The sequence below is a fragment of the Hymenobacter oligotrophus genome (genome assembly GCF_003574965.1).
GTDB classification, from domain to species: Bacteria; Bacteroidota; Bacteroidia; order Cytophagales; family Hymenobacteraceae; genus Solirubrum; species Solirubrum oligotrophum.
On record NZ_CP032317.1, the window covers coordinates 2025195 to 2045415 of the forward strand.

Genomic DNA, 20221 nt, shown 5'->3' on the forward strand with positions numbered 1-20221 from the left:
TGACGGAATTTGAGTTAGAAAGTGAAAAACGTATCAACTCTTCCCCTACCCAACTCTTAAACTCAACACTCGCCAACTCATTAACTTTTCTGGAGTTTCCAGCGGCGGTGCGACCACAGGTACTCCGATGGCCGCTCCATGATGTCGCGCTCGATGCGGCGGGCAAAGGCCTCGGTGATGGGGTGCTCGGCTAGGTTCAGCTCGGCCGAACCGTCGTAAATTTCCTCCAGCGTGATGGTGCAATAGCCGCGGCGCACTTTCCGGATGCTGGCGTAGAGCACGGGGCAGTTGTACTGCACGGCCAGGCGGTCGGAACCCGTGAAGAAGGCCGTGTCCTGGTTGAGCGTGCGCGTCCAGTAGGCATACTTGCTTTTGGGCGGGCATTGGTCGGAGAGCATGCACAACGAGCGCACCTGGCCGCGGTTGGCCTCCATGTCGCGCAAGGTTTCGCGCATCGGAATAAGGCCGGTACCCAGGCGGGTGCGCAGCCGGTACACGAAGTACTCGAAAAACGGGTTGCTTAGGGGTTTGTACACCCCATCGACCTTGCCGGGCCAGCGCTGTGCGCCGGTCGGGGCAATCCACTCCCAATTGCCGTGGTGCGAGCCCAGCGTCATGATGGTACGGCCCTTGGCAAAGTAGGCGTCGCCGAGCTCGGGGTTGGTTATCACCACGCGCCGGTTAAACTCAGCCGGGCTGATGGTAGCCATTTTCAGAATCTCGACGATGGTATCGGCAAAATGGCGGTAAAAGCCGTGGGCAGTGTCGCGCACCCACGCTTCGGGCTTGTCCGGAAACGAGTTGCGGATGTTGCCGAACACCACTTGGTGGCGGTAGCGCAGCACGTAGCGCATCAGCAGGTAAAAGCCATCGGCTACCAGGTACAGCACCGGCATCGGCAGGCTCGACAGACCTAGGAGCAGCCACTCGAGCGGGAGGTAATACCACGCAAAATCGCGGCGCGTGGGCTTCGGGTGATTCATCGGGGCAAAGATGCACCGCCGGGCGCGTATTCGGCGCTGCTGCGGCGGAACTTTGCCGAGCGCGAAGCCAGCACTTTGTTGGCCGCGTTGCGCACTTCAACGGTTAGGGTGTACTCGCCGTCGGTGTTGATGCCCAACGCACTTAAACCACCTAGGGGCAGCTCGCCTGCTACGGCCGTTGGCCTGCCAGCCTTGGCCGTACCTAGGGGCGCATCGGCGTCGGCGGCAAACCCCTCGGCCGACTCCACGTGGTAGTGCAGCTTAAGCGCCTGGCCGGGCGTGGCATTGTAGAGCTCCAAGTAAAAATACAGCTGATCGGCGCCGCGGCCGTAGTTGCCAGCGGCAGCGCGCGTAAGCAGGTAGCCGCCGCGCGTAAAATTGGTTTGGGCCGTGGTTTGGCTGGCGGCTTTGCTCAAATACACGATGTCGCTGAGCACCGGTGTGGCAGCTGGGTAATTGAGTGTTAATGGTTGCTCAACCACGGTGGGCGTGCCTTTGCGGTATTGGTCGCGCAGCTCGGCCCGGAGCGTGTACTGCCCGGCGGGCAACGTCAGGCGTTTCAAAAAGCTTTGCGGGTTTTTCAGGGCCGCCGTGGTGTCGCTGATTACGGGCGGTTTCAGCGTTACGGTTTCGGAGTGGGCGGGCTTGCCATCGGCGCGCAGCACCTGCAGCGTAACCACCGCCGCAGCCTGAAAGCTGCCCGGCGCGCGGCGCATGTATGTGAGGCCGTTGCCGGGCACGGTGGCATACACTTCCACCTCATAAGTATTGGCACCTAGGGTCTTAAACCGGGCCACATCGAGCAGCAGCGTGGGCGTGGCGGCGCGGGCAGCGGCGGTAAGTAGTACCAGCAAAAGCGGCAGCAGTAAGCGAAAACGCATGGGCAAAAAAGCATCAGAAATGAGTGGTACGCCGCTACAACGCAAAAAGCTGGCCGTAGTGCCCAACCGGGCCGCAACCTTCGGGTTGTACTTTCGCCCTTTCCCTAGGTAACGCCGCCCCTCCCCTGCCATGCCAGCTGTTTTATTTGAGCTGCCCTACTGCCCGCCGGCCGCATTTTTTGCCGAGCTCCTCGCGGCCGATTCGCTGCTGCTCGAGCGGCACGAAAACTACCGCAAGCAAACGTACCGCAACCGCTGCCTGATTGTTACGGCGCAAGGCGTGCAGCCGCTTACGGTGCCGGTAATCGACGGCAACCGCTCCGAAAAAGTCCGCATCGACGAGCTCGAAATAGATTACCGCCAGAATTGGATTCACCGCCACTGGCGCACCTTGCAAACGGCCTACGGCGGCAGCGCTTATTTTGAGTACTACGCCGACTATTTGCACGACATTTACGTAGGTAAGCCCCAAAGGCTTTTTGATCTGAACCTAGCCGTGCTGCAGTTGCTGTTGCGGTGTCTGCGTCTGCCTCTTCCCGTTGAGTATACCGCCGAGTGGCAAGCCCGCTACCCGGCCGAACTTGTGCTCGATCGGCGGGATTGGCTGAGCCCGAAGCAACTACCTGACAGCCCGTCAGGCGCGGGGCTGCAGCGGGCTTACCGGCAGTGCTTTGGTGCGGAGTTTGTACCCGGCTTAAGTGTGCTGGACCTGCTGTTTGCCGTGGGTCCGGCGGCTGGTACCTACCTCGTGCCCGCCTCCTGGCCGGCGGCGAACCTTTGGCCCGAATAGCCGGTTTAAGTATTTGCATCCGGAGATACAAGCCTTGTACACGTCCGGATTCTTTCTCACCTTATCTGCATGGAAGCGAAATTCTCAAATAGAGTCAAGGAGGTCATCTCCCTGAGTCGGGAAGAAGCCATCCGACTTGGCCACGACTATATAGGCACCGAGCACCTTTTGCTGGGGATGATTCGGGAGGGCGAAGGCACTGCCATTGCGCTGTTGAAGAAGCTCGGCGTATCCGTAGAGGAGCTGAAATACGCTCTCGAACAAGCTACACGTAACACTGCCACCCAAGGTATCAGTATAACGGGCAGCATCCCGCTGACGAAGCAGACGGAAAAGGTTCTGAAGATTACGTATCTCGAAGCCAAAATCTTCAAGAGCGAAATTATTGGCACCGAGCACTTGCTGCTCTCGATTCTGCGCGATGAAGACAACATTTCTTCCCAAATCCTGAGCAAGTTTAACGTGAACTACGAAGCCGTACGCGACTCGCTGGATTACCACGGTAACACCAGCCACAACCCCACCTCGGGCCCTTCCGACACCGACGACGACGACAACGACAAACTGTTTGGCTCGTCCAAATCGTCGGGCTCGGCCGCGGCCAAAAAGCCGGGTGAAAAGTCGCGCACGCCCGTGCTCGACAACTTCGGCCGCGACCTAACCAAGCTCGCCGAAGACGACAAACTCGACCCCATTGTGGGCCGCGAAAAAGAGATTGAGCGCGTAGCCCAAATCCTGTCGCGCCGCAAAAAGAACAACCCGATTCTCATCGGTGAGCCGGGTGTAGGTAAAACGGCAATTGCCGAAGGCCTCGCCCTGCGCATTGTGCAGAAGAAAGTTTCGCGCGTGCTCTTCAACAAGCGCGTCGTTACGCTCGACCTCGCCTCGCTGGTAGCTGGTACTAAGTACCGCGGCCAGTTTGAGGAGCGCATGAAGGCTGTGATGAACGAGCTGGAGAAGTCGCCCGACGTGATTCTGTTCATCGACGAGCTGCACACCATCGTGGGCGCCGGCGGTGCCTCAGGTTCGCTCGATGCTTCGAACATGTTCAAGCCGGCCTTGGCCCGCGGCGAAATCCAATGCATCGGTGCCACTACCCTCGACGAGTACCGCCAGTACATCGAGAAGGATGGTGCCTTGGCTCGTCGTTTCCAGATGGTGATGGTAGACCCGACCACGCCCGAGGAAACCATTGAGATTCTGCACAACATCAAGGACAAGTACCAGGACCACCACCACGTGGTGTACACCGACAAAGCCATTGAGGCGTGCGTGAAGCTGTCGGACCGCTACATGTCGGACCGCTTCCTGCCCGATAAGGCCATCGACATCCTGGACGAGGCCGGTGCGCGCGTGCACATCAACAACATCGTGGTTCCCGAAGACATCCTGAAGCTCGAGGAAAGCATCGAGAACATCAAGGTGGAGAAGAACCGCGTGGTGAAGTCGCAGAAGTACGAAGAGGCTGCCCAGCTCCGCGACAAGGAGAAGAAGCTCATCGAACAGCTCGACACCGCCAAGCGCAACTGGGAAGAAGAAACCAAGAAGAAGCGCTACACCGTGAAGGAGGAAAACGTGGCCGAGGTAATCGCCATGATGACCGGCATTCCGGTGAGCCGCGTAGCCCAAAACGAAGGCGAGAAATTGCTGAAGATGGGCGAAGAGCTGAAGGGCAAAGTAATTGGCCAGGACAAAGCCATTGCCCAGCTCGTGAAAGCCATCCAGCGCACCCGCGTGGGCCTGAAAGACCCGAAGAAGCCCATCGGCTCGTTCGTGTTCCTAGGTCCGACCGGCGTCGGCAAGACGGAGCTGGCCAAGGTGTTGGCTACCTACCTCTTCGACAAGGAAGACGCGCTGGTGCGCATCGACATGTCGGAGTACATGGAGAAATTTAGCGTATCGCGCCTTGTGGGCGCGCCTCCCGGCTACGTGGGTTACGAAGAGGGCGGCCAGCTGACGGAGAAAATCCGCCGCAAGCCCTACTCGGTAATCCTGCTCGACGAGATTGAGAAGGCGCACCCCGATGTCTACAACCTGTTGCTGCAGGTGCTCGACGACGGTATCCTGACCGACGGCCTAGGTCGGAAGGTTGACTTCCGCAACACCATCATCATCATGACCTCGAACATCGGGGCACGTGATTTGGCTGACTTCGGTGTGGGCATCGGCTTCGGCACGAAGGCCCGCCAGGAAAACATGGACGAGCTGATGAAGGGCACTATCGCCAGCGCCCTACGCAAGACCTTCGCGCCGGAATTCCTGAACCGTTTGGACGACGTTATCGTGTTCAATGGTCTGCAGAAGGAAGACATCTTCAAGATCATCGACATCTCGCTTGCCAAACTGCGCCAGCGCGTACAGGCCCTGGGCTACCGCATCGAGCTGACCGAGGCTGCGAAGAACTTTGTGGCCGAGAAAGGCTACGATCCGAAGTACGGCGCACGTCCGCTGAACCGGGCCATCCAGAAGTACATCGAAGACCCGATTGCCGAGGAAATACTGAAGGCCCAGCTCACGCAAGGCGACGTGATTAAAGCCGACCATGAGGAAGGCAAAGAGGAGCTCCTCTTCAGCTCGTACAAGAGCGACGAGGCCCCTAACCTCGCCAGCGACGAGCGCCCGGCCGAAACGCCGGAAGCCCCCGAAGGCAAAGCTGAATAAGCTTACCTAGGAATGTAAACACAGAACGGCCGACTGCTTGCGCAGCCGGCCGTTCTGTTTTTATATCTTTCGTCTAATCGACCACTTTATGCTCTTGCCGTTTTACGGTAAAAAGTGCTCAGATTGCGCACCATTGTGGTGAAAAGAGCATGCCATACCGTACGGGAATTTTTAATAAGCCCACTGCTATACCCCGACATTAATTTGAAGTATTGCGCAGCTTGAACAACGCTACCCTCTCTCAGCGCTGTCATCATCAATTCATAATAATGAAAGCCTATTATTTCGGCTACCCGACACTGGTGTAATTTTGATAGTTCAGGTTTAAGCTTTGTAAAGAAGGTTATTCGCTGTTCCAAACGGGCGTACTTATCTAACCCTGAAAACGCTCCTTTTGCGTGGATGCGGTATACGCCCATATTATCCGGGTTGTAAACTGCTTTTCCGCCCTCTTTTAACAACAGGATAAACAAAGCCAAGTCCGGATAAGGCAATTCGTAGTACAGCTCCGGCATCACTCCGTTGAACACATTCCGGAACATCGTCGACAACGTGATGACAGGATGGCTGGGCTGTATGAAATCTTCTAGCGTGAGTACCCGCAATGGGTGTTTGGGCTGCGCTGCTAGATAAGTAGTGCCGTTTATTTCGTCGGAAACCTGCACCTGATGGTAGGCCAACATAAGTTCCGGATCTGCTTCCAAAGCATCCACTTGCTTTTGTAGTTTCAGCGGATCAGTCCAGTAATCATCGCCATCGAGCATCGCAACATATTTGCTTTGGCACAAGGCAAACGTAGGCCGCAGAATGGGCAACATACCCATATTGCGCTCAGGCAAATAAAGCGTTATTCGATCAGGGTAAAGAGCCTTGTATTCCTTTACGATGGCTCGCGTATTATCGGTTGAGCAGTCCTCCCCTATTACCAAGTGCACAGCAAAGCTCGTCTTCTGCATCAAAACTCCTTCTATAGCTTGCGCTATATACCGCTCGTGGTTGTAGGTAATCAACCACACACTCACCAGTGGTGTACTCATAAGATTTGTAGCAGCGAAAAGGCCGGTTTACTGGCTTTCCACGGGCTTCGGTTTAGGACTTACCACCGATTCGGCTCTCGAAAGAGGTAGGTAGTGTACTCATACAGGCCGTAATCGTGCCGCAAGACAAAATTTCGGGTTATTTCTTTCTTCAAGAACGTGGCCAACAAGTCCATAGGTACGTGAAATAGGTCGTCGCGCTCCCAATCCACTTGTTTGGTCATAACATTAAAAGCAACGCCCCGTGTTGCCTTGGGCCACAACGCGCGCAACATATCCTGGCAATATGCCCACATCTCCTCGAAGCTATTTGAGCATTTCTGCGTGAATATGCCGTTCAGAACAATATAGTCGAATGTTGGCAGCGCGTCCGACTCTTGTAATACATCAAGCTGCAAGAAGGTAGTAGCCGGGAATTTTTGCCGCGCAAGAGCTAAGTATCTCTCCGACAAGTCGAGGCCGGTGTACTCGATTCGGCTGGCGTATTGCCCTTGTTGCAGAAACTCGCAGAAATGAGCCGGACCGCAGCCAAAATCCAACAGCCGAACATGTTGGCCTGCCGGTACAGCAGCCAATAACCCGTCAAGCATGACCTGATAACGAAGTTGCGCGTCGTCGTAATTTGGCCAACCCACGCCTTTGTGGTTGTCGCCGTGCGCAGTCAAGTACGATTCGCAGTGCGCGACAATTATATGGTGCTGGGTATTGACAGAGGTTGATGGAGTCATGGCTGCAGGTTTGGTTATTAGGCGATAGAACGGGTGTAAAGTGCATCAGCGCAAAGTGCCCTGGCCAAACATGGCCCTGGCTTGCTCGGGGGTGTTGTGCATCAGCAAATCGATTACGGACAAGCCAGGCACAAAAGCTGTTGTACCCTGGGGATAAGGCTGCAGGTTGGGTTGCAGAAACCGCAAGGCTATGCCGGCATTTGCAAAATCGGAAGATGCATAAAGCTCTACTCCCCCCGAAGCGTTCACGTATTCGGTAGCACCTAGGCGTTTGCAAAGTTCAATTATTCTGCCCTGGCCGCTTAGCTGATTGTTTTTATCGATGGCAGAACTGCGCAGCAATGGCACCGGCGCGGCCACGTAATCGTTAATCAGTTGAAGGCTACGGAGTACCAGCGTTGTTAAGTCGGTTTCGGACGAAAGCAGGATATGCTCAATCAGCGGAAAGAACCGTGCCAACCCGGGAGCCGTGCTGTATGCTTGTCGAATGGTTGTCAGCACTTTGCGTCGGCACTTTTGATCGGTGTGCAGGTGAGTATCCTTGATGAGCTTGTTCTGCGAGCCGCTGGCTATGGGTATGGTAAACAAGTGCTCCGCGCCATTCACCAGAATGCGGTTCCGGTTGATCCAGCCTTTTTTGATGAATGCTACATCATCGAGCAGAACGAAAGCATCGGCGCAGTGCAGCAGTTGGAAGTACCCCACGTAGGGGAACAAGTAAGGCTGCATGATGGCTATGCGCATACCCCCTTTCGCTGGCAGACCTCGGTTATGATTTGGGCTATCTGCTCGACTTGGGCTTCGGCCAGTTCGTAGTACAAAGGCAGGCAGAGCACGCGCGACGCCACCGATGCGGCCACCGGGCAGGCAGCTGCGCCCTGCGTGTAAGGCAAGTTGGTTAGAGCCGGATAAAAATACCGGCGCGGATATATGTCGTGGCTGTTCAGGGCAGCTACAGCTGTTAGCAACTGCTCCTCCGAGCGAAATAGCACCGGGTAATAGGAGTAGTTGGAGCTAGCCCCGGCCGGCAACATGGGCCGCTGCAGGTCTAAGGGTGTCAACAGCGCGTCGTAGAGGGCCGATAAGGCTTGGCGCCGCTGCATCAGTTGCGGTACGTACGGCAGTACGCTCAGCCCCATGGCGGCATGCAGCTCCGAGTTCTTGGCATTGATGCCCAAGCCAATGAATTGGTTTGGGCCGTTATGGCCGAAGTTGCGCATGTAACTAAGCCTGTGCGCCAACTCATCATTGGTAGTTATCACAGCACCGCCTTCGCCGGTATGAAACAGCTTGGTAGCGTGAAAACTCAGAGTACTAACATCGCCGGAATTAAGGACCGACTGCCCTAGGTGGGACACCCCGAATGCGTGGGCGGCATCGTAGATAACGCGTAGGTTGTGGCGGCTGGCAATGCGGGCAATTGCCTCAACATCGCAAGGGGTGCCGAACACATGCGTTGCCAAAATGGCGCGGGTGTCGGGAGTAATTGCGGATTCAATCTGGGCTGGATCTAAGCACAATGTTTCGGGGCAAATATCCACGAACACTGGCCGGCAACCTTCCCAAACGATGCTGCTGGTGGTAGCAACGTATGAAAACGGAGTAGTGATGATATCCCCTTTCAAAGCCAAGGCTTTGATTGCCAGTTGTAAGGCCAAGGTACCGTTGCTGACAAAAAACAGGTGCTTTACGCCCAGCTCTTGCTTAAGCACTTCCTCAAGCCGTTCTACCAAAGGGCCTTCGTTCGTGAGCCAGCCTCGTTCCCAAATACCGTTCAGAAGCTTGTGGTACTCCTCCAGCGGCGGCAGAAACGTTTTAGTTACTGTAATCATTTAAGCTGGGCGCGTACGCTTCGTCGAGAAATTGAAAGATACAATTCCGGTACTGAAGTGAAACGACCTGAAATCAAACAAACAGCCAAATTTATATACTTTCTGGCTTATGTTTTAATGACCCTGTACTGCTGCTCTCCTAGGTCGACACAGCAACGCTCAGCATTAGAAAAGCAAATTTCTAAATGGTTAAGAGCACCCAACCCAGCCCCTAACCTCGCCAGCGACGAGCGCCCGGCCGAAACGCCGGAAGCCCCCCGAAGGCAAAGCCGAGTAAGCTGACCTAGGGCTGCAAAACGGAACGGCCGGCTGCTTGCGCAGCCGGCCGTTTTTTGTTCACTTGTTTGGGTATCAGCCCACACCACACTGCGTTGTGGCTAAATTCATTTGGTCAGAAGAACTACCATGATGCTGAATTGAGTGGATTAGTACATTAATCTCACAATTTCAGTCCCAGAAAAACAGGTTCGGCTTTTTTGTGCCCGCGGGTTACCTTTGACCTCCTTTCTTACTTGACTTTCTGCCTACCCTCTCCCACCATATGTCCGATCCGCACGCCGACCTCGCGCTGAGCAAACTCGAAATACTGGAAAAGAAGAACGCCGAAGCCCTGCTGGGTGGCGGCCAGGCTCGCATCGATGCCCAACACCAGAAGGGCAAGCTAACTGCCCGCGAGCGGCTCGACCTGCTCATGGACCCGGGCTCTTTCGAGGAAATCGGCAAGTTTGTGATGCACCGCTCCAAGGACTTTGGCCTTGATAAGGAGTATTACCTAGGCGACGGCGTGGTAACGGGCTACGGCACCGTAAACGGCCGTTTGGTGTACGTTTTCTCGCAGGACTTCACGGTATTGGGCGGTTCGCTCAGCGAAACCCACGCCGAGAAGATTGTGAAGATCATGGACCTGGCCATGAAAAACGGTGCGCCGGTTATCGGCCTGAACGACTCGGGCGGCGCGCGTATTCAGGAAGGTGTGGTAAGCCTAGGTGGCTACGCCGACATCTTCTACAAGAACACGCTGGCCTCGGGCGTGGTACCGCAGATTTCGGCCATTATGGGCCCGTGCGCCGGCGGCGCGGTGTACTCGCCGGCCATTACCGACTTTATCATGATGGTGGAAAACACGAGCTACATGTTCGTGACGGGCCCCAACGTGGTGAAAACGGTGACGCACGAAACCGTAACCAGCGAAGAGCTAGGCGGCGCTAGCACGCACAGCACCAAAAGCGGCGTTACGCACTTTACCGCCGCCAACGAGGTGGCCTGCATTCAGCAGATTAAGCAGTTGCTGAGCTACATGCCGCAGAACTGCGAGGACACCGCCCCGGTGTACCCCTACGAAGCGCAGGGCGAAGAGCTGCGCCCCGAGCTGGACGCCATTATTCCGGAAAACCCCAACCAGCCCTACGACATCCGCGAGGTAATTACCGGCATCATCGATGCGGATTCGTTTATGGAGGTGCACCAGAACTTTGCCGAGAACATTGTGGTGGGTTTTGCCCGCCTAGGTGGCCGCAGCATTGGCATTGTGGGCAACCAGCCGGCGGTGCTGGCCGGCGTGCTCGATATCAACGCTTCGACTAAGGCAGCGCGTTTCGTGCGTTTCTGCGACTCGTTCAACATTCCGCTGCTGGTGCTGGAGGACGTTCCGGGCTTCCTGCCCGGCACCGACCAAGAGTGGCGCGGCATCATCACCAACGGCGCGAAGCTGCTTTACGCCTTCTGCGAAGCCACCGTGCCGCGCATCACGGTAATTACCCGCAAAGCCTACGGCGGGGCTTATGATGTGATGAACTCAAAGCACATTGGCGCCGACATGAACTACGCTTGGCCCACGGCCGAAATTGCCGTAATGGGCGCCAAGGGCGCGGCCGAAATCATCTTCAAGCGCGAAATCGCCCAGGCCGAAAACCCCGAGGCCAAGCTGCAGGAGAAGGTTGACGACTACCAGCGCAAGTTTGCTACGCCGTACCGCGCCGCGCACCGCGGCTTCGTCGACGAAGTAATTGTGCCTGCGCAGACGCGCCAAAAGCTGATTCGAGCTTTCAAAATGCTCGAAAACAAAGTGGATCAGCTGCCGCGCAAAAAGCACGGCAACATTCCGTTGTAATTGGTATACTTGAAGAGGAGGAAGCGGTGCTGTTCGGTAGAATAGCACCGCTTCTTTGTCCTGACAGGCTTATTTTTATTTAACTCGTTTAAGCGGCTGCTCTGCTCGCCCCGAAACCTCCCGCTGTCAGCAGCGTTTCATCACACCTGCCAACACTTCTTCATCTGCGTCCCCACACTCGTTCTTATATGCGCAAAGAAAGCTTCGACTTCCTTCAGCAATACCTCAACAACCCCTCCCCCACCGGCTTCGAGAAGGAAGGCCAGAAGCTGTGGCTGGAGTACATCAAGCCGTACATCGACGAATACTTTGTGGACACCTACGGCACGGTGGTGGGCGTGGTGAACCCCGAGGCCGAGTACAAAGTGGTAATCGAGGCCCACGCCGACGAAATCAGCTGGTTCGTGAATTACATCACGAAGGAAGGCTATATCTATTTGCGCCGCAACGGCGGTTCCGATGCCCTAATTGCTCCTTCCAAGCGCGTTATCATCCATACGGCCAAGGGTCCGGTACGGGCGGTGTTTGGCTGGCCGGCCATTCACGTGCGCAAAGTGGAGCAAGACAAAGCCCCGACCGTTGAAACCATCTTCCTGGATTGCGGTGCTTCGTCGCGCGAGGAAGTGGAGGAAATGGGCGTGCACGTGGGCTCCGTGGTTACGTTTGAGGACGAGCTGATGGAGCTGAACAACAAGTACTTGGTGGGCCGTGCGCTCGACAACCGCATTGGCGGTTTCATGATTGCCGAAGTGGCGCGCCAACTGAAGGAAGAAGGCAAGAAGCTGCCTTTCGGCCTGTACATTGTGAATGCGGTGCAGGAAGAAATTGGCCTGCGCGGCGCCGAGATGATTGCCCACCGCATCAAGCCCGACGTGGCCATCATCACCGACGTAACCCACGATACGCAGTCGCCGATGTACGAGAAGAAAACTTCGGGCGACATTCACTGCGGCAAAGGCCCGGTAATTACCTATGGGCCGGCCGTGCAGAATAACCTGCGCGATCTGATTATCCAGGCGGCGCAGCAAAAGGAAATTCCGTTTCAGCGCGCGGCGGCCACCCGCGCCACCGGCACCGACACCGATGCTTTTGCTTACTCCAACGCCGGCGTGGCGTCGGCCCTGATTTCGCTGCCGCTGAAGTACATGCACACCACCGTGGAAACCGTGCACAACGACGACGTGCAAAACGTGATTAACCTCATTTACGAAACGCTGCTGCGCATCGAGGACAACCACGATTTCCGCTACTTTAAATAAGCCTTGCTCCTGTCATCCTGAGCTAAGCGTAGGACCTTGTTACGCCGGACGGTAACTACCTAATCCTAGGTCGTTCGGGCGTGATAAGGTCCTTCTTGCGTCAGGACGACAAGCAAATTACTTCCTTTGCCTGCTCATGCATCCGCCGCTCATCCAAACCCCGCTCACCGTTACCGACCAGATGAACCGGCGCGTGGTGGTGCCTTACCCGCCGCAGCGCATCGTGTCGTTGGTGCCTTCGCAAACGGAGCTGCTGTTCGACCTAGGGCTGGGCGAGCGAGTGGTGGGGGTCACGAAGTTTTGCATTCACCCGCAGGAGGCGCGGCAGCAGGCCCAGGTAATTGGCGGCACCAAGAACTTCCACTTCGATAAAATAGCCGCGCTCAAGCCCGACCTCATCATCGGCAACAAGGAGGAGAACTACCAAGAGGGCATCGAACAGCTGGCGGCTGAGTACCCCGTGTGGATGAGCGACATCTTCACCCTAGGTGATTCGCTGCGGATGATGAGGCAGGTGGGGCTGATTACTGGCACGCAAGCCCGCGCCGAACGCTTGGCCAGCGAAATTGCCAACAGCCTGCTGGCTTTGCCAAGTGCTGCCGAACCGCTTACGGCCGCTTACTTTATTTGGCGCAAGCCCTACATGGCCGCCGCCGCGGGCACTTTCATCGACGATATGCTTCCCCGTGCGGGCTTCCGCAACGTGTTTGGGGCCCTAGGTCGTTATCCCGAAATCAGCGCCGAGCAGCTGGCCGCGGCCGCGCCGCAAGTCATATTGCTGTCGTCGGAGCCGTATCCCTTTCAGGACAAGCACGTGGCGGAGTTCCAAGCTATTTGCCCCAGCGCCCAAGTGCTGGTAGTAGATGGCGAGTTGTTTAGCTGGTACGGCAGCCGGCTGCGGCACACCGCGGCGTATTTTCAGCAGTTACAAAGCGAAGTAGCATGATGTAGCGTGGGCTTCAGCCCGCGTTTTCAGGAACGAAATCGTTGCTGAGGTTAGACCGTTTATCAGCACCGTTTTTGTAAACGCGGCCTGAAGCCCGCGCTACAGTGGCTACATCTTAAACCCGGCTTGGCGTAGCTCCTCCCAGAAGAACGGGTACGATTTGCGCACCACGGCCGGGGTTTCCACATCTATTTTGCCGCGCAGCGCCAACGGCGCGAAGGCCATGGCCATGCGGTGGTCGTGGTATGTGGCAACGGATTGGCCGTTTACGTGCAGCTGCGGCGCCGATACCCGAAACATGTCGCGCTCTTCGGCCGTGAGCGATGCGCCGAACTTACCGAGCTCGTTCTGCAGGGCCGCAATGCGGTCGGTTTCTTTGATGCGCAAGCTTTCGAGGCCTACCATGTCAACGGTTACGCCGGTGGCAGCAGCCGTAACGGCAATGGTTTGGGCCAGGTCGGGGCAGTCGGTGAAGTTCATGGCCACGTGGCCGGCGCGCTCCTTGGCCGGTGCCTGCCTAAGAATGACGCCATCGGCCACGAACTCGGTGTGCACGCCCAGCGGGTCCATCAGGTACATAATGGCTTGGTCGCCTTGCCAGGATTGGCGGCGTAAACCGGGCAGGTGTATTTGCGACCCCGCCGGACCTAGGGCCACCATGGCGTACCAATAGCTGGCCGCCGACCAATCAGCCTCAATGGTATAATCGGCGGGTTTATAGGGCTTGGGGGCCACGCGCACGTCCCGGTCGCGCACCTCTACCTGCGCGCCAAAGTGGCGCATCAGGCTGGCCGTCATGGTGATGTAAGGGCGCGAACCAATGTGCCCCGTCAGCTGCAGGTTGAGGCCGCCCGGAATAAGCGGCCCTACCATCATGAGGGCCGAAATAAACTGGCTGCTGATGTCGCCGCGCACGGCTAGCGTAGTTGCCGCGCCGGGCTCGAAGCCGTTGAGCTGCAGCGGTGGGTAGCCTTCGCGCCCTAGGTACCCGATGTTGGCCCCAAGCTTGCGCAGGGCATCAACCAACACGCCAATGGGCCGCTCCAGCATGCGGGCGGTGCCGGTAAGCGTAGTACGACGCCCCGTAACAGCCAGGTACGCGGTCAGGAAGCGCATCACCGTGCCGGCATCTTCGGCATCGAACACCTCGGCCTCGGGGTGCGCCAGCAGGCGGCGCATCAGTTGGGTGTCGTTGGCTTCGGAAAGGTGCGTGAGGGTGCCGCCACCGGCCAAGGCTTGCAGGATAAGGGCGCGGTTGCTTTCGCTTTTGGAGGCGGGCAACATGGCCGTGCCGCGCAGCGGGCCACCGGGCCAGCGCAACGACAGCGTATCGGGAAAAGTTGGTTGGTGCATTAGCAGAGGAGCGCCCGAAGGTAGCGCCCTAGGTTAAACTTACAGGCTAGCCGCGCGGGAGGCGGCGGTGGGCCCGGTTACAGCCGGTGGTAGTAGCGCAGCGAATCGGCAATTTCGGCTACGCTCACGGGCTGGTCGTACACGCCGCGGCCGATGCCCTCGAGCAACGTGCAGTTGATGGTGCTGCCCTGGTTTTTCTTGTCTTGCAGGGCCAGCTCGGCAATGGCTTGGGTTTCGAGCGTTACGAACTGCACTTTTTCGAATACCGAGAACAGGAACGTTCCGATCTGGTTTAGCTCGCGCTCCGATAGCAGGCCTTTTTGCACCGACAGCCAGCTTTCGCAGATGATGCCCGCGGCTACCGCCTCGCCGTGCAAAATGCTGCGGCCGGCTTGGCTTAGCAAGTAGCTCTCGAGCGCGTGGCCCACGGTGTGGCCGAAATTCAGGAGCTTGCGCGGGCCTTTCTCGGTGGGGTCTTGCGCCACAATGTGCTGCTTTATCCGCACCGATTCGCGCACCACGGGCGTCCAGTCTTCCACAAACAAGCCTTGGTGGCGCTGCTCAGCAAAGGCGTCGGCATCGGCAATCAGCCAGTGTTTTACCACCTCGGCGTAGCCGGCGCGCAGCTCGCGCGGGTCGAGGGTGCTTAGGAACGCGGTGTCGATGCACACGGCCTCGGGCAGCTGAAACACGCCCAGGTGGTTTTTGTAGCCCATAAAGTCGACGCCGGTTTTGCCGCCGATGGCCGCATCTACCTGCGCCAGCAACGTGGTAGGCACCACCGCGCAGCGCATGCCCCGCTTGTAAAGGGCCGCGCAAAAGCTGCCTAGGTCGGAGATGACGCCGCCGCCCAAGCACACCAGCACGCTATGCCGATCGAAGCGGTGTTCCGTCAGTTCGCTCCACACCCGCTCGCTGGTGGCCAGGGTTTTGTGCTCCTCGCCGGCGGGCACCTCAATCAGCAGGTGCGCTTCGGGCAAGTGGGGCTTGAGGGCGTGGTAACACAGGCGGGCGGTGTTGGTATCGGCCAGCACGGCCACGCGCGTGGTGCCGGGGCGGCTAAGCAGGGCCGCCAACGCCGGCAGCGCCTCGGGGCCGATGTGGATTGCGTCAGTCATGGGGCGTAAAGTTCAGGGTTCTGGCGTTAGTAGCCTACATTGGCGCCCAGCAAGGCCGCGAGCAGCAGGCCTGGGCTTTTCCGAAGTACCGCAAACCGCGCATCAGCAGCAGTGGAACAGAAAGCGCTTTTCGACGGCGAGATACGCCTGGCAAAGTTTTCGGGCAAAGGCGCCTGGACGTACGCTCCGCTGCCGCCCCTGCCAATACCCGGCCGCAATGCATTTGGCCTGGCCAAGGTAACCGGCTCCATCGATGCGTATGAACTGCCGCTCAGCAACCTGATGCCAATGGGCAACGGCCGCAGCTTTTTGCCCGTGAAGGCGGAAGTTCGCAAAATCATCGGCAAGCAAGCCGGCGACACGGTGCGCCTGGTGCTCTACGCCGAGGCCCAGCCGCTGGCAGTGTCCGACGAGGATTTGCTGGCCTGCCTGGCCGATGCGCCTGCGGCCGAAGCAACGTATGCCCGCCTTAGCCCACCCGAACAAACCGCATGGCTGAACTGGGTGCGCGCCGCCCCCACCGACGACGCCAAGGTAGCCCGCATGGTTGCGGCGCTGGCGCGGCTGGAGGCCGGCGTGGCCTCGCCGCCAAGCAAATAACCAGGCCTTGCTGCTGCGTGCAACCTTTCGCACCTAGGGCGGCATCATGTGGTAGCAAACCTACCGAACCATGCCCATACGCACCTGTTTCTTCTGGCTGCTGAGCGCCGTGCTGCTGCTCGCCGGCTGCTCCACCGACCGCGATGTGGCCCCGCTCGATGCCCAATTGCAGGGCTCCTGGCGCTGGGTACAAACCACCGGCGGCATTGCGGGCGTGCGCCTTACGCCGGCCAACACGGGCTACCAAGAGGAAATCCGTTTCGAGTCGAACGGCAGCTTTTACCGCCTGCGCGACGGCAAGGTCATCGATTCCGACACGTATTCGCTCTTTTTCACCTCCGCGCCTGCCGACAACCGCACGCCCAACCTCATTCGCTACGGCAAAAACTCGCTGGGGCAGTCGTTCGAGATTACCGAAAACCGCCTCACCCTCTACGACGAAGCCGCCGATGGCTACATCTCGCAGTATGAACGCTAACCCCACCGCCTTGCCCAAGCTCGCCCACTCGCTGCTGCTTGCCTCGGGCCTGCTGGCCCTAGGTGCTTGCAACCATTTGCATTCCATCGACGCCGAAACCGCCCAACCCACCTCGCTGATTGGGCGGTGGCAGCCAGTCGGCGTGAAGGGCGGCATGGTGCCCAACCCCACGGTACCGCCCGAAGAACTGCGCATTGCCCCCGACAGCACCGTGCGCCTGTACCACGCCGATGCGCTGAAGCAAGAGTTTCGCCTGCGGCCCACCACCGGCAACTTCTGCACCCAGCTCGAGCCCGTACAGCTGGTGCGCTTCGACGAAGGCACCAAAGCCGGCATTACTTACGCCTACCAGATCAAAGGCGACGAGCTGACGCTGGACGGCAACATTTGCCTGGACGGCGTGATCCGGCGCTACCGCTGGGTTTCAGCCAACGCCAACTAACTCCGATATGACGAAATCTGCCCTGCTTTTCTGCGATTTGCTGATTGCCGCTTTGTGCTTTGCGGCCTTGGGTTGCCAGCAGCAACCCGACGATGTGCAACCCACCGACACCGCCCTGCTCGGCCGCTGGGATGTTGTAGTGCCCAAGCACCAGCAACATTACCCCGTGCGGTTGCTGCCCAAGCGCAGCATGGAGTTTCTGGCCGATGGCCGCCTGCGCCTCTACCGCAACGACACGCTCACGCTCGAAGGCACCTACCAGCACCGCGGCTTTCCGAAAAACGTGCAAGCACCCGATGGCTTGCGCTACCTCTCGCTAAGCAACGGCCAAGGCAACAGCGGCATGACGTACGAATTGCAACAGGATACCCTGCGCTGGAGCACACCCATGTACAAGGACGTAATGAATTGCTGGCCCATGCGCGAAACCTACGCCCGCGCCACGGCCACCGCGCCTCCCGGCAAATAATCGTACCAGGCGGCTGCAGCGGCCGGAGTAGCGCCCAGCAACTAGGGCGCTACTCCGGCCGCTGCAGTATTTCGGTTTGCTTCCGGATGCTCTCGATGTGAATAAGCTTGTAGAGCTCGGCCACAAACTTGTCGTTCACGTTCAGGCGGGCAGCCCATTCGGGGCGGCTTTGGTAAATTTCGTTCCAGCGGTCGAGCTGCAGAATCTTGACGTTGTTCTGCTTTTTGTACTCGGCCAGTTCCTCCACCAAAGCCATGCGGCGCGCCAGGGCCTCGATAATTTCCTGGTCGGCCACGTCCATTTTATGGCGCAACTCCTCGGCCTTGTTCAGGTAGTCGAGGTTTTCGGTGGAGCGGTAACGGTGCTTTAGCTCGTGCAGCATTTCGGCCAGCCTGAAGGGCGTTACCTGCTGCTCGGCGTCGCTCCAGGCATTTTCGGGGTCGGGGTGCGTTTCCAGCATCAGGCCGTCGTAGTCCAGGTCGAGGGCCTTTTGCGCTACGGGGAGCAACAAATCGCGCCGGCCGCTGATGTGGCTGGGGTCGCAGATGAGCGGCAGCTCCGGAAAGCGCGTTTTCAGCTCAATTGGAATGGCCCAGGTAGGCGCGTTGCGGTATTTGCTGGGCGCGCCCGTGCTAAACCCGCGGTGAATGGCCGCTAAATCGCGCACGCCGGCGCGGTCGAGGCGCTCCAGGGCACCAGCCCACAAAGCCAGGTCGGGGTTCACGGGGTTCTTCACCATCACGGGCACGCCGGTGCCACCTAGGGCTTCGGCTAGCTCCTGCACGGCAAAGGGGTTTACGGTGGTGCGGGCCCCAATCCATACCACATCCACGCCGTGCGCAAGGCATTCTTCCACGTGGCGCGGCGTGGCCACTTCCACGGTTACGGCCAGGCCGGCTTCCTGCTTCACGCGCTGCAACCACTTTAGGCCCACCGCGCCAATGCCCTCGAACGAGCCAGGCCGGGTGCGCGGCTTCCAGATACCGGCCCTGAATAAATCGACGCCCAACCCCTGCAGGCCGCGGGCGGTGGCCATTACTTGCTCTTCGGTTTCGGCCGAGCAAGGGCCGGCCAGCAGCAGCGGCTGCCCTTTGCGGGCCAGCAACCGGGTAAAATACGTGTCGAGTTCCATGGCTGAGGGCGGCGTGCGGGCCGTGCTCCAGCTTGCCGGAACCGCCGTTGCCACCTAGGGGTTTTAAGCACGCCACCGGCATGCTGGCTTATGATAACAGCGCCGCCCAAAACGATGTTTCGTGGCTATCTTCGCAGCCCAAAGCTACCACCCCGCATGCCCGAGCCCCAAACCCACCCAAGCGTTTCCTTCGATAATACCGCCGTAGCCTTCGCCTCCAAGTCGGATGGCGAGCTAAAGCAGATGTACGCCCTGTTTGCTGCCATGAACAACAAGGGCCTTGTCGACCTAGGCGGCGGCATGATGAAGCGGGCCCTGAGCTGGGGCTTGCCGGGCAGCAAAACCATCATCAAGCACACCATCTTCAAGCAGTTTTGCGGCGGCGAAACCATTGCTGAGTGCAAGCCGGTAATTGCCGAGCTGGGCAAGTTCAACATCGGCACCATCCTCGATTACTCCGTGGAGGGCGAAGGCAACGAGCACAGCTTCGACCACACCCGCGACGAGCTGCTGAAAACCATCGACCTGGCAGCCGGGCACCCGCACATTCCGTTTTCGGTGTTTAAGGTAACGGGCGTGGCCGATAGCGCGCTGCTCGAAAAGGTGCAAGCCAAGCAGCCGCTCACGCCTGCCGAGCAGCAGTCTTACGACCGCGCCATGCAGCGCATTGATGCCCTGTGCCGCCGCGCCCACGAGAAAACCGTGCGCATTTTCATCGACGCCGAGGAAAGCTGGTTTCAGGATACCATCGACGACATAGCCCGCGACATGATGCGCCGCTACAACCAGGAGCGCGCCATTGTGTGGAATACTTACCAGCTCTACCGCCACGACCGCCTCGACGCTCTGAAGGCCGACCACGACCACGCCGTGCGGGAGGGTTACTACCTGGGCGCCAAGCTGGTACGCGGGGCCTACATGGAAAAGGAAGGCCGCGTGGCGCAGCAGCGCGGCTACCGCAACCCCATCAACCCGACCAAGCAAGCCACCGACGAGCTGTACGACGAGACGCTGCGCTTTTCCATCGACCACATCGAGCGCATGGCCATTTGCGCTGGCACGCACAACGAGGCCTCCTCGCGCTTGCTCACCGAGCTATTGGCCGAAGCCGGCCTGGCCCCCAACGACGAGCGCGTGTGGTTTGCCCAGCTCTACGGCATGAGCGACAACCTGAGCTACAACCTCGCCCACGCCGGCTACAACACGGCCAAGTACGTGCCCTACGGCCCCGTAGAAGCCGTGATGCCCTACCTGCTGCGCCGCGCCGACGAAAACACCGCCATTGCCGGCCAAAGCAGCCGCGAGTTTCTGTTAATCAAGCGCGAAATGGAGCGCCGCCGAAACAAAGTGCGCTAGTAGTCAGCGGCATAGTTATTGGTAAAAGGCCCGTTGTCTTGGAAGT

Annotated in this window: 19 protein-coding genes; 10 read left to right on the plus strand and 9 right to left on the minus strand. The window is 58.5% G+C overall.

Annotation, left to right across the window (positions count from 1 at the left end; all coding sequences use genetic code 11):
• Window positions 1-80: 80 nt before the first annotated feature.
• Together D3Y59_RS08675 and D3Y59_RS08680 are read right to left on the minus strand one after the other, a co-directional pair.
• Window positions 81-983, minus strand: coding sequence for a lysophospholipid acyltransferase family protein (locus D3Y59_RS08675; RefSeq protein ID WP_119444696.1), 903 nt, complete (start codon window positions 981-983; stop codon window positions 81-83).
• On the minus strand, window positions 980-1864 hold the full coding sequence (locus tag D3Y59_RS08680) for a hypothetical protein (RefSeq protein WP_119444697.1): 885 nt from the start codon (window positions 1862-1864) through the stop codon (window positions 980-982). Before D3Y59_RS08680 ends, D3Y59_RS08675 begins: the two co-directional genes overlap by 4 nt.
• Before the next feature lie 130 nt (window positions 1865-1994).
• Between D3Y59_RS08680 and D3Y59_RS08685 the strand changes: the two genes are divergently transcribed.
• Together D3Y59_RS08685 and D3Y59_RS08690 are read left to right on the plus strand one after the other, a co-directional pair.
• Window positions 1995-2654, plus strand: a complete 660-nt coding sequence (locus D3Y59_RS08685; RefSeq protein WP_119444698.1) for a WbqC family protein — start codon at window positions 1995-1997, stop codon at window positions 2652-2654.
• A 69-nt stretch (window positions 2655-2723) separates the two neighbouring features.
• Window positions 2724-5315 (plus strand): ATP-dependent Clp protease ATP-binding subunit, encoded by a 2592-nt coding sequence (locus tag D3Y59_RS08690; protein ID WP_119444699.1) that lies wholly within the window; start codon window positions 2724-2726, stop codon window positions 5313-5315.
• A gap of 86 nt (window positions 5316-5401) precedes the next feature.
• On the opposite strand, the gene D3Y59_RS08695 is transcribed toward D3Y59_RS08690, so the two are convergent.
• The 4 genes from D3Y59_RS08695 to D3Y59_RS08710 are packed head-to-tail and all read right to left on the minus strand — an operon-like array spanning window position 5402 to window position 8912.
• Window positions 5402-6352: a glycosyltransferase family 2 protein gene (locus tag D3Y59_RS08695; RefSeq protein WP_119444700.1), complete on the minus strand. Its 951-nt coding sequence runs from the start codon at window positions 6350-6352 to the stop codon at window positions 5402-5404.
• Between the two features lie 59 nt (window positions 6353-6411).
• The gene (locus tag D3Y59_RS08700; protein WP_119444701.1) at window positions 6412-7080 is read right to left on the minus strand and encodes a class I SAM-dependent methyltransferase; all 669 of its coding nucleotides are present in this window, start codon (window positions 7078-7080) and stop codon (window positions 6412-6414) included.
• 45 nt (window positions 7081-7125) lie between these two features.
• Window positions 7126-7824 carry a WbqC family protein gene (locus D3Y59_RS08705; protein ID WP_119444702.1) on the minus strand — a complete coding sequence of 233 codons (699 nt, stop codon included), beginning with the start codon at window positions 7822-7824 and terminating at the stop codon, window positions 7126-7128.
• Window positions 7815-8912, minus strand: a complete 1098-nt coding sequence (locus D3Y59_RS08710; RefSeq protein ID WP_119444703.1) for a DegT/DnrJ/EryC1/StrS family aminotransferase — start codon at window positions 8910-8912, stop codon at window positions 7815-7817. The genes D3Y59_RS08705 and D3Y59_RS08710 overlap by 10 nt, the downstream gene beginning before the upstream one ends.
• Before the next feature lie 541 nt (window positions 8913-9453).
• Here D3Y59_RS08710 and D3Y59_RS08715 point away from each other — a divergent pair.
• The 3 genes from D3Y59_RS08715 to D3Y59_RS08725 all read left to right on the plus strand — a co-directional run bounded on the left by D3Y59_RS08715 (window position 9454) and on the right by D3Y59_RS08725 (window position 13227).
• On the plus strand, window positions 9454-11022 hold the full coding sequence (locus D3Y59_RS08715) for an acyl-CoA carboxylase subunit beta (protein ID WP_119444704.1): 1569 nt from the start codon (window positions 9454-9456) through the stop codon (window positions 11020-11022).
• Window positions 11023-11210: 188 nt separating this feature from the next.
• Entirely contained in the window at window positions 11211-12281 is a 1071-nt protein-coding gene (locus tag D3Y59_RS08720; RefSeq protein WP_119444705.1) for a M42 family metallopeptidase, read from the plus strand.
• 136 nt (window positions 12282-12417) lie between these two features.
• Window positions 12418-13227 (plus strand): ABC transporter substrate-binding protein, encoded by an 810-nt coding sequence (locus D3Y59_RS08725; protein WP_240410579.1) that lies wholly within the window; start codon window positions 12418-12420, stop codon window positions 13225-13227.
• Between the two features lie 108 nt (window positions 13228-13335).
• Here the strand turns inward: D3Y59_RS08725 and D3Y59_RS08730 are convergent, their stop codons facing one another.
• Both D3Y59_RS08730 and aroB read right to left on the minus strand, forming a co-directional pair.
• A complete protein-coding gene (locus D3Y59_RS08730; protein ID WP_162910653.1) occupies window positions 13336-14580 on the minus strand; it encodes a 3-phosphoshikimate 1-carboxyvinyltransferase in 1245 nt (414 codons plus the stop codon).
• Between the two features lie 77 nt (window positions 14581-14657).
• Window positions 14658-15698 (minus strand): 3-dehydroquinate synthase, encoded by a 1041-nt coding sequence (gene aroB, locus D3Y59_RS08735; protein ID WP_119444706.1) that lies wholly within the window; start codon window positions 15696-15698, stop codon window positions 14658-14660.
• Window positions 15699-15809: 111 nt separating this feature from the next.
• On the opposite strand from aroB, the gene D3Y59_RS08740 reads away from it, so the two are divergent.
• The 4 genes from D3Y59_RS08740 (at window position 15810) to D3Y59_RS08755 (ending at window position 17687) form a co-directional block, all read left to right on the plus strand.
• Window positions 15810-16298, plus strand: a complete 489-nt coding sequence (locus D3Y59_RS08740) for a YdeI/OmpD-associated family protein (protein WP_240410580.1) — start codon at window positions 15810-15812, stop codon at window positions 16296-16298.
• A 70-nt stretch (window positions 16299-16368) separates the two neighbouring features.
• Complete coding sequence (locus D3Y59_RS08745) at window positions 16369-16776, plus strand: hypothetical protein (RefSeq protein ID WP_119444707.1); 408 nt, start codon at window positions 16369-16371, stop codon at window positions 16774-16776.
• A complete protein-coding gene (locus tag D3Y59_RS08750; RefSeq protein ID WP_119444708.1) occupies window positions 16766-17218 on the plus strand; it encodes a hypothetical protein in 453 nt (150 codons plus the stop codon). Before D3Y59_RS08745 ends, D3Y59_RS08750 begins: the two co-directional genes overlap by 11 nt.
• Before the next feature lie 7 nt (window positions 17219-17225).
• Window positions 17226-17687 carry a hypothetical protein gene (locus tag D3Y59_RS08755; RefSeq protein ID WP_119444709.1) on the plus strand — a complete coding sequence of 154 codons (462 nt, stop codon included), beginning with the start codon at window positions 17226-17228 and terminating at the stop codon, window positions 17685-17687.
• A gap of 49 nt (window positions 17688-17736) precedes the next feature.
• On the opposite strand, the gene D3Y59_RS08760 is transcribed toward D3Y59_RS08755, so the two are convergent.
• The gene (locus D3Y59_RS08760; RefSeq protein ID WP_119444710.1) at window positions 17737-18819 is read right to left on the minus strand and encodes a bifunctional 3-deoxy-7-phosphoheptulonate synthase/chorismate mutase type II; all 1083 of its coding nucleotides are present in this window, start codon (window positions 18817-18819) and stop codon (window positions 17737-17739) included.
• Between the two features lie 156 nt (window positions 18820-18975).
• Here D3Y59_RS08760 and D3Y59_RS08765 point away from each other — a divergent pair, with 156 nt between their 5' ends.
• Window positions 18976-20175: a proline dehydrogenase family protein gene (locus D3Y59_RS08765; protein WP_119444711.1), complete on the plus strand. Its 1200-nt coding sequence runs from the start codon at window positions 18976-18978 to the stop codon at window positions 20173-20175.
• Window positions 20176-20221 lie beyond the last annotated feature (46 nt).

Coding starts and splice junctions, on each gene's coding strand:
- D3Y59_RS08705 (WP_119444702.1), bottom strand. CDS start 7,824: ATGCGCATAGCCATCATGCAGCCTTACTTGTTCCCCTACGTGGGGTAC.
- D3Y59_RS08700 (WP_119444701.1), bottom strand. CDS start 7,080: ATGACTCCATCAACCTCTGTCAATACCCAGCACCATATAATTGTCGCG.
- D3Y59_RS08765 (WP_119444711.1), top strand. CDS start 18,976: ATGCCCGAGCCCCAAACCCACCCAAGCGTTTCCTTCGATAATACCGCC.
- D3Y59_RS08725 (WP_240410579.1), top strand. CDS start 12,418: ATGCATCCGCCGCTCATCCAAACCCCGCTCACCGTTACCGACCAGATG.
- D3Y59_RS08720 (WP_119444705.1), top strand. CDS start 11,211: ATGCGCAAAGAAAGCTTCGACTTCCTTCAGCAATACCTCAACAACCCC.
- D3Y59_RS08695 (WP_119444700.1), bottom strand. CDS start 6,352: ATGAGTACACCACTGGTGAGTGTGTGGTTGATTACCTACAACCACGAG.
- D3Y59_RS08710 (WP_119444703.1), bottom strand. CDS start 8,912: ATGATTACAGTAACTAAAACGTTTCTGCCGCCGCTGGAGGAGTACCAC.
- D3Y59_RS08755 (WP_119444709.1), top strand. CDS start 17,226: ATGACGAAATCTGCCCTGCTTTTCTGCGATTTGCTGATTGCCGCTTTG.
- aroB (WP_119444706.1), bottom strand. CDS start 15,698: ATGACTGACGCAATCCACATCGGCCCCGAGGCGCTGCCGGCGTTGGCG.
- D3Y59_RS08745 (WP_119444707.1), top strand. CDS start 16,369: ATGCCCATACGCACCTGTTTCTTCTGGCTGCTGAGCGCCGTGCTGCTG.
- D3Y59_RS08715 (WP_119444704.1), top strand. CDS start 9,454: ATGTCCGATCCGCACGCCGACCTCGCGCTGAGCAAACTCGAAATACTG.
- D3Y59_RS08685 (WP_119444698.1), top strand. CDS start 1,995: ATGCCAGCTGTTTTATTTGAGCTGCCCTACTGCCCGCCGGCCGCATTT.
- D3Y59_RS08675 (WP_119444696.1), bottom strand. CDS start 983: ATGAATCACCCGAAGCCCACGCGCCGCGATTTTGCGTGGTATTACCTC.
- D3Y59_RS08750 (WP_119444708.1), top strand. CDS start 16,766: ATGAACGCTAACCCCACCGCCTTGCCCAAGCTCGCCCACTCGCTGCTG.
- D3Y59_RS08680 (WP_119444697.1), bottom strand. CDS start 1,864: ATGCGTTTTCGCTTACTGCTGCCGCTTTTGCTGGTACTACTTACCGCC.
- D3Y59_RS08760 (WP_119444710.1), bottom strand. CDS start 18,819: ATGGAACTCGACACGTATTTTACCCGGTTGCTGGCCCGCAAAGGGCAG.
- D3Y59_RS08730 (WP_162910653.1), bottom strand. CDS start 14,580: ATGCACCAACCAACTTTTCCCGATACGCTGTCGTTGCGCTGGCCCGGT.
- D3Y59_RS08690 (WP_119444699.1), top strand. CDS start 2,724: ATGGAAGCGAAATTCTCAAATAGAGTCAAGGAGGTCATCTCCCTGAGT.